The organism is uncultured Methanobrevibacter sp. (assembly GCF_902770715.1).
In the GTDB taxonomy this organism is placed as follows: Archaea; Methanobacteriota; Methanobacteria; order Methanobacteriales; family Methanobacteriaceae; genus Methanocatella.
Window position 1 is genome coordinate 14,837 of sequence record NZ_CACXTS010000013.1, and the last position, 13,019, is coordinate 27,855.

At 32.7% G+C, this 13,019-nt stretch carries 14 protein-coding genes; 9 read left to right on the forward strand and 5 right to left on the reverse strand.

Translation table 11 applies throughout. The features are described from left to right. Window positions 1–7 precede the first annotated feature (7 nt). Window positions 8–1,738 carry an MATE family efflux transporter gene (locus QZU81_RS05380; RefSeq protein WP_295590027.1) on the forward strand — a complete coding sequence of 577 codons (1,731 nt, stop codon included), beginning with the start codon at window positions 8–10 and terminating at the stop codon, window positions 1,736–1,738. 15 nt (window positions 1,739–1,753) lie between these two features. Then, on the forward strand, window positions 1,754–2,608 hold the full coding sequence (locus tag QZU81_RS05385) for an alpha/beta hydrolase fold domain-containing protein (protein ID WP_295590030.1): 855 nt from the start codon (window positions 1,754–1,756) through the stop codon (window positions 2,606–2,608). On the opposite strand, the gene QZU81_RS05390 is transcribed toward QZU81_RS05385, so the two are convergent. After that, entirely contained in the window at window positions 2,609–3,652 is a 1,044-nt protein-coding gene (locus QZU81_RS05390; protein WP_295590034.1) for an acyltransferase, read from the reverse strand. It abuts the gene before it with no gap. A 31-nt stretch (window positions 3,653–3,683) separates the two neighbouring features. Beyond that, a complete protein-coding gene (locus QZU81_RS05395) occupies window positions 3,684–4,379 on the reverse strand; it encodes a TIGR00266 family protein (RefSeq protein ID WP_295590037.1) in 696 nt (231 codons plus the stop codon). Between the two features lie 165 nt (window positions 4,380–4,544). On the opposite strand from QZU81_RS05395, the gene QZU81_RS05400 reads away from it, so the two are divergent. After that, a complete protein-coding gene (locus QZU81_RS05400) occupies window positions 4,545–5,483 on the forward strand; it encodes a bile acid:sodium symporter family protein (RefSeq protein WP_295590040.1) in 939 nt (312 codons plus the stop codon). A gap of 191 nt (window positions 5,484–5,674) precedes the next feature. Beyond that, window positions 5,675–6,157, forward strand: coding sequence for a hypothetical protein (locus QZU81_RS05405; RefSeq protein ID WP_295590043.1), 483 nt, complete (start codon window positions 5,675–5,677; stop codon window positions 6,155–6,157). Between the two features lie 25 nt (window positions 6,158–6,182). Here the strand turns inward: QZU81_RS05405 and QZU81_RS05410 are convergent, their stop codons facing one another. Beyond that, entirely contained in the window at window positions 6,183–7,616 is a 1,434-nt protein-coding gene (locus QZU81_RS05410; protein ID WP_292850309.1) for a TrkH family potassium uptake protein, read from the reverse strand. Window positions 7,617–7,889: 273 nt separating this feature from the next. Between QZU81_RS05410 and tnpA the strand changes: the two genes are divergently transcribed. The 5 genes from tnpA to QZU81_RS05435 all read left to right on the forward strand — a co-directional run bounded on the left by tnpA (window position 7,890) and on the right by QZU81_RS05435 (window position 11,126). Continuing rightward, the gene (gene tnpA / locus QZU81_RS05415; RefSeq protein WP_295590046.1) at window positions 7,890–8,294 is read left to right on the forward strand and encodes an IS200/IS605 family transposase; all 405 of its coding nucleotides are present in this window, start codon (window positions 7,890–7,892) and stop codon (window positions 8,292–8,294) included. A gap of 95 nt (window positions 8,295–8,389) precedes the next feature. Further along, window positions 8,390–9,658 carry an RNA-guided endonuclease TnpB family protein gene (locus QZU81_RS05420; RefSeq protein WP_295590048.1) on the forward strand — a complete coding sequence of 423 codons (1,269 nt, stop codon included), beginning with the start codon at window positions 8,390–8,392 and terminating at the stop codon, window positions 9,656–9,658. Window positions 9,659–9,661: 3 nt separating this feature from the next. Continuing rightward, complete coding sequence (locus QZU81_RS05425) at window positions 9,662–9,943, forward strand: lectin like domain-containing protein (protein ID WP_295590050.1); 282 nt, start codon at window positions 9,662–9,664, stop codon at window positions 9,941–9,943. Between the two features lie 74 nt (window positions 9,944–10,017). Further along, window positions 10,018–10,944, forward strand: a complete 927-nt coding sequence (locus QZU81_RS05430) for a type II secretion system F family protein (protein ID WP_295590053.1) — start codon at window positions 10,018–10,020, stop codon at window positions 10,942–10,944. Next, the gene (locus QZU81_RS05435) at window positions 10,944–11,126 is read left to right on the forward strand and encodes a class III signal peptide-containing protein (protein ID WP_295590056.1); all 183 of its coding nucleotides are present in this window, start codon (window positions 10,944–10,946) and stop codon (window positions 11,124–11,126) included. The genes QZU81_RS05430 and QZU81_RS05435 overlap by 1 nt, the downstream gene beginning before the upstream one ends. A 706-nt stretch (window positions 11,127–11,832) precedes the next feature. Here the strand turns inward: QZU81_RS05435 and QZU81_RS05440 are convergent. Both QZU81_RS05440 and QZU81_RS05445 read right to left on the reverse strand, forming a co-directional pair. Beyond that, entirely contained in the window at window positions 11,833–12,408 is a 576-nt protein-coding gene (locus QZU81_RS05440) for a TMEM175 family protein (RefSeq protein WP_295590059.1), read from the reverse strand. Continuing rightward, on the reverse strand, window positions 12,395–12,976 hold the full coding sequence (locus QZU81_RS05445) for a TMEM175 family protein (protein WP_295590064.1): 582 nt from the start codon (window positions 12,974–12,976) through the stop codon (window positions 12,395–12,397). The genes QZU81_RS05440 and QZU81_RS05445 overlap by 14 nt, the downstream gene beginning before the upstream one ends. Window positions 12,977–13,019: the final 43 nt, after the last annotated feature.

Sequence of the window (13,019 nt, forward strand, 5' to 3'; positions counted from 1 at the left end):
GTAAAGAATGTATGAAAGGAATTATGAACTTCTAAGAAGTAAATTCGCAGAATTTTTCCTGCCAACGCTATTCACATCAATGGCAGGGAATATCTGTTTGTTCGTTGATGGGCTGATTGTAAGTTTTTTAATTGGTGCAAGCAATCTTGCGCCAATACAAATTGTTGCGCCGGTAATCACATTTGTCAATCTCATTTACTGGATGATTGGATTGGGTGGCAGCGTATTGTGCTCTGTTGCAAAGGCGGAATTTGATGATGAAAAGAGCAATAGTTATTTTTCAGTATCAATTATTTCTCTTATATCAATCGGAATATTGATTACGATTTTTGGATTGCTCTTTTCAGGAAGCATTGCGCAATTTTTATGCGCTTCACAGCCTGAATTGGTTTCTGATGTATCCAGCTATTTCTCAGCATTGATAATAGGGATGCCATTTTTATGTTATATGATGAGTTTATCCTATTTTATAAGGGCGGATGGTATTCCATCATTGCCGTTCAGGGCAATATTGATAGCTAATATTGTTAATATCTGTTGTGATGTGATTTATATTCGCTTTTTAGGCATGGGGCTTTCAGGTGCGGCATTAGCTACTTCTACAGGGTATTTGGTCGGTTCAATTCTGATTTCATATTATTTCCTTAAAAAAGAACGTACTTTGGAATTTATTAAATTGAAAGTTAATTCTTTCTTTAATTTCCTTAAAAATATTGTAACTTCTGGATTTTCATCTGCATCAACCCAATTGTACTTGACCTTAAAATTGTTGGTCATAAACTTTTTAGTTGGTATTTATGTTGGAAAATCAGGTGTTGTTGCATTTGGTATATGCTATAACAGCCTATTCATATTGTACATTTTCCTAATTGGAACCGCACAGACAATGTCTCCAATTGTTTCGGTCTACTTTAAGGAAGAGGACTATTCGGGGGTTAATTACATAATCAAGAAATCTTTAAAGATTGTTGTTGCTTCAAGTTTAGCTCTATCAGTTCTTTTCATAGTTTATCCGCAAGCTTTACTTTTCCTGTACAGCGTTAAAAATCCTGCCGACGTTCCGGTTGTATTGAATGCATTAAGGATATTTGCCATAAGTTATGTTGGAACAGCCATTACATTCCTATATACATTTTATGCTCAGGCGATTCAGAAAAATCAGTTGTCCACAATAATTTCATTGCTTGAAGGTTTTGTATTGCCGATTTCAGCTGCATTCATACTTTCTCATGCAATCGGTGGAAATGGAATTTGGATTTCATTTGCAATTGCTGAGCTATTAACAATATTGTTCATTTTAGCTTATTCAAAACACATTAACAGAAAAACCGATGGTGAATACTCAGGTTTCTTTATTAACAAACATAATGATGATGAGAATGTATTTGAGCATACAATAAATGGGGATGTTAATGCGGCGGTCAATTTGTCGCGCGACGTTCAGGAATATCTGTCTGGAAATAAATCAGCGGCATTGGTCAGTATGGCTATTGAAGAGATGCTTGTAAATATAATTAACACTAATGAAACAGTCGATACAATCGATGTTATTGTTAGAAATAATGTTGAAAACATATTGATATCCATTAAGGATACCGGAATTGATTTCAATCCTGTTATTGAAAATCCGAATCTTGAATTTGATAACATAAGTGTTTTAAATAAAATTGCCGATAAAATCGATTATTCAAGGGTATTGGGTTTGAACAGTACAGTAATTACAATTAAAAATAATTAAAATCAGGTAATATTCATGCGGGATAAAAAATCGCTCATTGCAAAAGTTGAAGAGGCAATTTTGAGTTTCACTAAACCTGATTATATGGATTCAAAGGAAAAGGCGGATTATTTTTTAAAGAATCCATCAGATAATGAACCTCCTGGGGGTATTTTCAAAAGCAGGGATTTCAATGGAACTCAAGTCTTTACTTTTGGGGATGAAAATGCTGAAAACACTATTTTATACATACATGGCGGAGCTTTTGTTGGTGAAATAAATTATCAACATTTGTTATATTGCTTTTTGCTATCAAGAAAATTAAATGCTCATGTGCTTGCACCTGTTTACCCTCTCGCTCCTTCAAGTAAAGCGATGCAAACTTTTGATGTGATTGTCGAATTGTATAAAAAATTGATTATGAAAAATAATTTGATATTGATGGGTGACTCAGCAGGCGGAGGATTCGTTTACTCCTTTTGCCAATATCTAAAAACGGTAAATTTGCCCCAGCCCAATAAAACAATAACCTTTTCACCATGGGTGGATGTTTCAATGAGCAATCTGCCTTATGACAGTGAAAATGATCCTATTTTGGGCGAAATTGGTCTTAGGGAAATTGGAAAATCATGGGCTGGTGACTTGAACGCCCAGGACTATAGGGTAAGCCCGCTTTTTGGAGATAATACTGGCCTGCCGGATACACTAATTTTTGTAGGTGAAAATGAGATTTTCTGCAAGGACATTGAAAAGTATGTTGAAAATCTAAAAAATGATGGTGTTAATGTAAAACTGGTCATAGGCAGTGAATTGTTCCACATTTATCCGCTGTTTCCTATACCTGAAGCAATTAGCGCATTTAAAGAAATAAAAAAAGAGATAATTAAATAATTATCTCATGTATAGGATATATTTTCCAAATTTTGGGATTCTATAGATTATTACAGTAGCCAAGTAGCTGAAGAATATTAATAAAATCCAAAGGATTAAAGCTTTTACCGGTTCTGTATATGGTAATTGCACAACTAAAGGCAGTAGCGGTAACCTAAATAGGTTATGCACTAAAAATACGGCAAATGAATATTTTGCTAAAAATGATACGATTGGATAAGCTCTAACTTTTTCCCTTCTTGAACAAAGCTCAAATAATGCAAATGATCCAGTTAAGATGAATGGGAATTCATACCATAAGAAGAAGTTGTATCCTCTGACAAATGCATAATACTGGAAGACTACGCATATTAAAAATGATATGATTGCAAGTATTCTCAGTTTATTGGAGGAATACTTTTTGAATAATCCTTTTTTAGTCAGATATCCGATGATAATATAAATTCCATAAATTCCACCACTGAATCCAAGACAATATTGGATGTTAACATTTTCAATACCCTGCATGGCCAATACTGTTGTAACAAACGGCAGCAGGAATGCTAAAAGTGAAAATACTATTGTTGCTTGCCAAATGGTTTCTGCATCGAATTTTTCAAGAGCGGCGGAAACAAATGGCATTGAGAGATACATTCCAATAATCATCGGCATATACCACATATGGCTGAAAAATAAGTTTCCAGCTTCTGAAAAGTTAACTTGGCCGCTTTTAACAGTAACGAACTGCAAACTTATAGCATAAATCACTGACCAAAGGATGGTAATTATGATAAGTCCTTTACAGTTTTTTGTCCAAAATTTTCGAACTCTCTCATCATCATAAGTTCTATCAAGTAACAGATAACCCGTAATCATTAAAAAGAATGGAACCCCAATACGACCAATAAACAGGGATATAAAATTAAATATTCTGGAATAAATTGTATAATTCATTATTGCATCAGATGAAATGATGAAGATTCCATCTGTAGCATGAATGTACAATACAGTCAAAATCGCAATTGCACGTACAAGGTCAATCCATTCAACTCTAGTTTTTCCCATTGCTATTCTCCATTTTTTTCAATTGTCTATACTAAAAGTCCCAGTCGGATCCGGAGCTTGTCGGCAAGAATGGAATTAATGCTGCAGCTAATTTGCTGATTGGCATGGTTTGTATCCATACTTTTCCAGGCCCTGTTAATTTTGCAAAGAATAATCCTTCTCCGAACAATATGTTTTTAGCTCCTTTCACTCTTTCTATATCAAAATCAATGCTTTCGTCCATTGCGGCAATGTGTCCTGGGTCTAGAAGCAATTTTTCTCCTGGTTGCAATTCTTTTTCAATAACTTCTCCGTCAATTTCTATGAATAGCATTCCATTTCCACTGAATTTCTGGAGTACAAAACCTTCTCCACCAAATAATCCTGCTCCAAGTTTCTTTTTAAAGAAAATGTCCACATCAACACTGTCTTCTGCAGCTAAAAACGCATTTTTCTGACCGATAATTGTGCGTGACCCATCCAGCCTTATAGACATGATTTTTCCAGGGGTGCAGGCTGAAAATCCGATTTGTTCGTTGTCGGATTGTGCTGTAAAGAAATTTAAGAATAATGTATCTCCGGCCAATGCCCTTCCAAGACCCTTTAATAGGCCTCCGCCGGTACTTGTTTCCATTTTCATGTCTGAAGTCATGAAAGCCATGGCTCCAGTTTCATTCTTCATGGTTTCTCCTTTTTGCAAGGTGCATATTACAATAGGAAATGCACCTCCCTTTATTTCATATTCCATTCAATATCACCGATATATTGTTTAGTTATTATTTAATTTGATTTTTTAATTATTTATAGTTAATAACCTTATTTAATCATTTAAAGTGTACAATTGCATTTAAAATCAGCTATTCTGAATAAGGGGCATATATTTTTTTAATAGATTATATCAATATATTATAGTATGAAAAGGATTTTTAAATTAATTGAAAAATATTTTTTTATAATCATATTGGTTGCTGTTGTCATTTCGTTAATTTATCCAAGCTTATTTAATTGGGTTTTAAGCGAATATAATGGAATAAGCATATTAAATCTGCTTTTAAGCATAGTTCTTTTTACAATGGGAACCACTTTGAAAGTCGATGACTTCGTTAACGTATTTAAAAATCCAAAGGAAATAGCTGTTGGGATTTCAGCACAATACCTCATAATGCCCCTCCTGGCATTGGCTCTTGCAAGTGTCTTTTCCCTAAACACCGCGCTGACAGTTGGTCTTATTCTGGTAGGAACTGTGCCTGGTGGAACAGCATCCGATGTAATCACTTTTCTTGCAAAGGGGGATGTGGCGCTATCAGTTTCCTTAACTGCCGTATCCACTATTATTTCACCGATATTAACTCCAATAATCACATTATTCCTGATTGGCAATCAGATTAATTTCAGTCCGGTCGACATGTTCATTTCAATTATTGAAATTGTGATAATACCTATCATTTTAGGTCTGATATTGAATTACAAATTCCCAGATTTCTGTGAGAAATTAAAGGATTATTTGCCGGCATTATCTTCAATTGTAATTTGTTTAATTGTTGCTGGAGTAATTGGTGTCAATAAACATGCTATTTTAACTTCTTCCTCAATAATCATCATAGTCATTATTGTACAATATTTCCTTGCAATGCTTCTCGGATTTGCAGTAGGCTATTTGGCCGGAATGAGCAGAAAACAAATTATCACTGTTGCAATTGAGCTTGCATTTCAAAATTCAGGTTTGTCCACAGGTCTTGCAAAGACTCATTTCCCGAGTTTGTCTCAGGCAACAGTTCCTGGAGCTCTCTATTCCGTTTGGCAGAATTTCGCAGGATCGATTCTTGCATATATATTTAGAAGATATGTCTAATCTTAGCTAAGGAATTTATAGCATTTCTCATTTTTTCTTTGAAATTCTTCATTATGGTAATTTATAAGTAGTATTAATTTTACATTTTAAAATGGGAGTATAAGTCATGAGTTTTTCTTATGATGCGGGATTATCAATAAACGTAAAAATTTAAATGAAGATCTATTATTTAATATGGATGATGTGATATTATGAATTTTAAACATTTATTAATAATTGGTTTTGCAATTGCAATAATATCAATTGGTTTTGTATCAGCGGCTGATGATGATGTCAGCATATTAAGCGCATTGGAAATCACTCCATTCAGTGAAGATACAACAGTAACCATTGATGGAATTGACTTTAATGTTCCTAAAGGTTATGGGGAACAAGAAGATATTAGAAAAGAAAATGATACACTTTCTGTAGGGAATATGGAAGTTACTTTAAGTAATTATCAGTATTTGAATGAAGATGGGGATTTGCTCAATCTTCAAGTAATCTTCGCCAAGGATAAAAACTTCACTACAGAGTCATTAAATCCTGATGAGGATGGATTTGCTAAAAAAACAATCAACGATACAGAAGGATTCTATAGTGAATCTGATGGTGTGGCTACATTCCTGTATGCTCAAGATGGAAAAAGCGTTCAGATTACAGGAAATGCTGATATCATATCTAAAGTAATTTAATTTTTTTTTTTTTTTTTTTAATTGGTCATTTTTTAAATATTTCAAAAAATGCTCTAAATGTGATTAATACTGGATAAATTTCAAGTCTTCCAGTCCACATATTGAATATTCCAATGGCTTTCAATGGCAATTCCATTGTTTGTGATATCTGCCCTATTTCCAAACCGACATTACCCTGCATGGACATTGTGAAGAATAATGAATTGAATGGATCATGGCCGTATAGACATAATAATGACCAGGTAATTAAAATACAGATGAAATAAAGGGTTATGTAGTTTCCACTTGCTGTTGCAACTTTTTCAGGAAGGATTTTACCAGAAATTTTCATTTTAACGACTCTGCCTTCGGGAGACAGAATTTCACGTAAATTTTTATATATTCCTTTTGCAAATGTAATGATGCGCAGTAATTTGATTGCACCTACAGTAGATCCAGTGGAACCGCCAATAAGCATCAGGGTCATTATAATTAAAATAGTAAATGATGGCCATCCGCCCATTGTAACAGAATTTGGAATGCTTGCTCCGGTTGTTGTAATGGCTGAAACTACAGTAAAAAACATGTCCATTGGAATGATAGTTGATGTATAATATATCAATAATGATGAAACCGCTATCAATGAAATCATTACCTTAAACTGCAAATCCCGAATTAATGATTTTCCACGTGTTTTAATAAAATTATAATGAACCAAAAAGCTTGTAGCTCCCAATATCATCAAAATAATAGTTATGAAATAAATTAGTTCATTATTGTAGAAACCAATATTCGCGTTTTTCACGCTCATTCCTCCAGTTGAGATAATGCAGAATGTATTGCAAACTGAATCAAAAAGGGGCATTCCTGCAAGCGTATACGCAATAATTCCAAAACAGGTATATATAGAATAAATTTTGAAGGATTCCTTGATTGTGGAGTTTGTGGATGGCTTAAGCTGGTCTTCACGAGCTTCAGACTGATATAATGTATATGATGCGGTTCCGGGCTTTATTAAAAATGAGATTATCATAACTATAATTCCCAAACCGCCAATCCATTGTTGCAATGCTCTGAAAAATAATATGCTGTGCGGTAGGGATTCCACATCGCTATATATTGTAATTCCACTGCCAGTTAAAGCGGACATACTTTCAAAAATGGCATCTATTATGTGTATGTCTGTAACAATATAAAGTACCAGGCCGCAAATAATGCATGCCCATAGCCATGACAATGCTGATATAATCATCCCATGCTTTGGGCGTATTTTGCCGGTATCGTATTTCTTTAGGGCTTCCGTAAGAATGAAACCTGTGCATATTGATATTAAAGCAGGTATGAAGAAACCAAGTGGTGTGTATTCGACATACATCAAATCGACTATAATGGGGACTAAACACATTACTCCAATTCCAATCATTAAAAATCCGGAATTTCTGGCAATGATTAACAAATCATGTTTGTGTATATATCTCATAAAATTCCCCACTTTTTTTCTGTTTCATTTAAATTTTTAATATATAAACATATAAATTTATCAGTGAATTATTCTTTACAAAAAATGTGTGATTATCATGGATGTTATTTTATATCTTTTTTTAAATTTATAAAATTTAAATAGTTTTTCAATCAAATTTTTATCTAAATGATGCAAGAATACCACAACTTCTGTAAGTTGTGGATGAATTGCAAGTTGGGTATACTATTTTTTTATTAACTTTTAAATAGTTATTTTCTTATAATAATTATTATGGGTAGTATTTTGAATAGGAATCAGCATTCAGTATACATGTTAACTTATCACTTGGTATTGGTTATTAAATATCGTAGAAAGGTTATTAATGAGGATATTTTTGATTCACTTATGGTTATTTTTGAAGATATAGGTTTTAAATATGGTATTGTAGTTAAAGAAGCGAATTGGGAGGTTGATCATATTCATATTTTATTTGAAGCCAAACCAAGTACTAATTTGGTTAAATTCATTAATTCTTATAAAAGTGCAAGTAGCAGAATGATAAAAAAACAGTATCCAGTTATAAAAAAGAGTTTATGGAAAAGTGCATTTTGGAAAACAGGTTATTTTATTACAACAACTGGTGGAGCAAATATTGAAACTATTCGTCAGTATATTGAACGACAACGAGAAAAATAATAAGAATATAATTTATAATTTTTCATTGGTAATCAGAATACTTTTCAAATGCTCTATCACTTTCTTTATATGTGCTCTTTGCTAATATAGTAAACATGTCAAGTTGTATTGATGAAAATAACTATTATGGGGGAAAACAAGATGTAACTGAAGCAGTCAAGATTAGATTATACCCTACGGATGAGCAGAAAAAGATAATTAATCAAAATATTGGCAATAGGGGCTTTATTTGGAATAAACTGCTTGTAAAAATAAAATATGAAAACGTGAAACCAACACAGAAAAACTTAAACAATATTCTCAAAGAACTAAAAAACGAATATCCATTCCTTGAAAAAAGTGAATCCAGCAGCCGACAGCAGGTTTACCGGGATCTTATAAAAGCATATAATAAACATAAGAAAGAAGGGCGAGGATTTCCAAAATTCAAATCAGAAAAAAATCCCAATATCTCATTTAGAATACAAGCCAACAACAATAACATCCACTTAAATGAACGAAAAAACAGAATACAAATGCCGACAATCGGTAAAATCAAATTCAAAACCAGTAAAGAACATAAACAAAAAATACAGGAATCCCAAATCAACAACATAACAATCAAACACGAAAATGGCATATACATAGGAATAATAAACATAAACACGATAAATACTCTCTTGAAGTACTGTTTTGAAGCCGTTGGCATTGATATGGGTATTAGAAGACCATTAACCTGCAGCAATGGTTTAAAAATCGAAGAATTTGATTTAACACGAGAAGAGAAAAACGTTAAATATTATCAGCGTGAAATGAGTAAAAAACAACCGGGAAGCAAAAATTATTGTATAGCTCAAAAAAGATACTGGCAAGCATTGAACAAGAAAATCAACAAGAAAAACGACCAATATCACAAAATCACACACCATATAGTTAAAAACAATCAGGTAATAGTACTAGAAACACTAAACATAAAAGGATGGTTTAAAAATAAGCATTGGGCTCCAAAATTACACCGCATATCATTATACGAGATAATAAGACAATTAAAATACAAATCAGAGCGAAATAATCGTAAAATAATTCAGGTGGGAAGATTTTTTCCTTCAAGCCAAAAATGCAGCAACTGCGGATATCAATACCATGATTTGGAATTAGGTGAAGAAGATTGGATCTGTCCGGTATGTGGAAAACATCATGATAGGGACTTAAATGCAAGTATTAATATAAAAAATGAAGGATTAAGATTAATCCGAGAAAAAATAATAAAGACAATTTCATATTGGGATTGTCATGGCCTGCGGTGTGCGGGTATCGGCTCGAAAGTATTAACATTCCACTCAACAAAGAGCATGTTAAAAAATCGAGAATCCCCAACTTCTTAAAAGTTGGCGGAAGTTCAAGTCAACGGCAATTTGATGCATTCCCAAAACGGAACCAGTGAGTTTGCGGGATTCAAGACAATCGTTTTGGACAAATATGTTCCGATTAAAACCGGCGATAATTTTAAGGTTGTATTTAAGAATAATGCAGTTCCGTACCAGGCTTTTTCAAGACAGCACTATGTTCCGGGAATGAGCCTTGTAAGCGGTGACGGACAATCATGGAATGATATAAGTCTCAAAAATAAAACTGTCTGTCTTAAGGTATACACAATTAATCAAAATTAATTTTGGTTCCTGTTTGCTAAATTGTTTTGAAAGACAACTGGCACTTTATATGCTTTAAAGTCTAATATTATTTTATGAAATTTAAAATAATAAATAATTTAGCAATATTTTTGGATAATATTGTCCCTGAAAAGCAATTATCTATATTGCAGGAATTTTTGCTAAGTGGAGCCATTTTTACAGAAGTAAGTAAAGTTTTAGCAATAATTATAATTTTCATAGTGGTGAGTGAAATTGCACTGACAATAATGGTGACAACTATAAACCTACCGTTGTCAGTGTGGATTTTGCCATTTTTTGTTATTCCTGGTCTTTTCACATATGTCATTGTCCAGCAGGAAAAAAGAGCACAGGAAATAGAACGTACTGCCCCTGACTTTCTAAGACAGCTTTCAAGCATGCTTCAAGTTGGTTTAAGCTTCGAAAATGCAATGGAGGACATGTCACAGTACGGTGAAGGGCCACTATACGACGAAATGCGCAGGACGATTATTGAAATTCGTATGGGCCGCAATTTTGATGATGCTTGGCGAGCAATGGCTAAACGTTTGAAATCCAAAGAATTGGAGAGGATTTTTGGCATTATTCTTGATGGAAGAAAATCCGGATCAAGCATTTCAACAGTATTGTCTGATGTTTCTGATGATTTGAGGGATTTGATGGCGCTTAAACGCGAGAGAAAATCTGCCGTTATGATGTCGGTCATGTTTTTGTTAATTTCAGCTGTTGTTGCAACACCCTTTGCGATTGGTATGGTGAGTGTATATTCCGGATTTATGCAAAGCTATGGAATGGAATCGGAGATTATCATAACAGCCCCAATTGCAGGTGAGATTTATCTGATTATTCATTCTGTTTTAGTTGCTTTTATTATTAGCATCATAATGTATGGTGAGGTTAAAAAAGGAATTAAGTTTTCACTGCCTTTGGCAGCAGCATCTTTCGGAATTTTTTACATGATTTCCACTTTTGGTGGAAATCTTCTTATGGGGGGATTTTAATGGATGAAACTGGTCAGGCATCTGCAGAACTGATTTTGCTCTTTGGTGGAATAATGGTTGTGGTTTTGTTGGTTATTTATATGTATAATAATTATATGGATGATTTAAGTAGTGAAATTTCATCAAAGGAAGTCAATGAATTCAATAATCAGTTAAATAATCTTGGGAAATATTTTAAATAATTTTTAGTTTGGAAGTGCATTTCACTTCAATTTTTAATCTTTTTATTTTAATTTTACATTAATTAAATAGCATTATTTCTTCATTGTGATGATTTTCTTTTAAATTTAGTTAAATAAACTTTTTTCATGCTTTTTCTTGAATTTAATTTTTTTCCAATAAATAATAATTTTCTTAGGAATTCCATATTTTTGCCATAAAATTATATTATTCTTATTGAGGGGGCTATTGTTGAAATTTATTTCCCTGTTCAAGGTATGTTAATCCGTTTTTTCGAAATTTAATTTTTTTGTATTACCTTCATTGCTAAATCATATTACTTTAGTTGGCTCAAAAAATTATTAAAATTTGAGTTATAAGTATGATTTTTTAAAATTTTCTTATTTTTTCAAACTAGGACTTTTACATTTATGATTGTCTTTATAAATGCTAATAAAAAATTATATGTCAAATCAAACCTTTTTCAAGCAGATATTATTGATTTAAACCATGTTTACAAAATTATTGGAAAAAATTTTCTTCCCAGTAACTCAAGATTTTTTCCAGATTCCTCAATTTAAAAATTCAATTTTCTTATTTCATGTTTTCACCAATTAAAATTTGAAATATTTGTAAATAACTTGTAAATATCTAAAAAAAGTAATTTTTGCACATAATTTAAAAAAAGTAAGCATCTCAAGCACTTACACTTGAAATGCACCTCTCACTTCATTTCAAATAATATTGGATTTTTGGTATGAACCATACTCCGATAATTGAAATTAAACAGCATGCAATGATGGCCGGAGGATATATGAAATATCCAATTATGATTCCTATTGAAACTATAATGATTGTTGCATACATAGGATAATGGTTGCTTAATGCAAGCTGCAGCGCAATGTTTGCGGGATCCGCCTCTTTTATGGATTTGCCAATAAACATGGATAAAATTGCTGTTATTATAAAACACAATCCATATATGAATTGAGGTATGAACTGATGGAAGTTTTCACCAACAAAGGTTGTAAAGTATGGAAGGAGAGAAAATATGAATAATGTTATTCCCATGGTCCATATGACCTTATAATCAATTTTATTCACGATGCTGAATAAATTGTTGTTGTAATTCCAAAAGTTGAAACACACAATAAAGCTGACTGCATAAATTATGAATTCATACCTTAACTCATAAAGTGCCTCCCAACTGCCGGAGCTTGCAAGAGGTATTTCCAAAACAATGATTGTAATTATAATTGCTAAAATTGCATCAATGAATGCTTCAAATCTATCAGTTTCCATCATAATGCCTCCTGAGTAATCTTCCAAGCAAAATCCACATGATGACTGATAATAAGCAGCAGACATATATTCCTGGAACGTAAATTGTGTAAGTTAAAATAAACCCAATAATTAAAATTATAACTGGCAGATTCATGTAATATGAGTCAAAATGAATGTCCATTAATTCCTGATTATATGGGTTGCTTCTGTAAATTGCCCGTGTGGCCAAGGTGCTTAAAATATGGGTTACAATAAAAATTAGTCCGAACATGGTCTCTGCCGGAATGGAATAAACATTATTTGCAAGCCAAATGGTGAAATAGGGCAAAAGAGAAATAACAAATGTCATTGCCCCATAAAACCAAACAGACAAGTTGTCAATTGTATCAACTACCTGGAATAGGTTATGGTTGGCATACCAAATGTTGAATAATATTAAGAAACTTATCAAATAAGCAATATAAATTGGGTATAATTCAAACAAAGCTCCCAACGTAGGTGATGCCGGCTGAGGGATTTTCAAAACTAGAACTGTAATGATGATTGCCAGAATTGCATCGAAAAATGTTTCAAATCTAGTTGTCTGCATGGGTGAATATTTATTGCTTTTAATATAAATATTAGATTAAGGT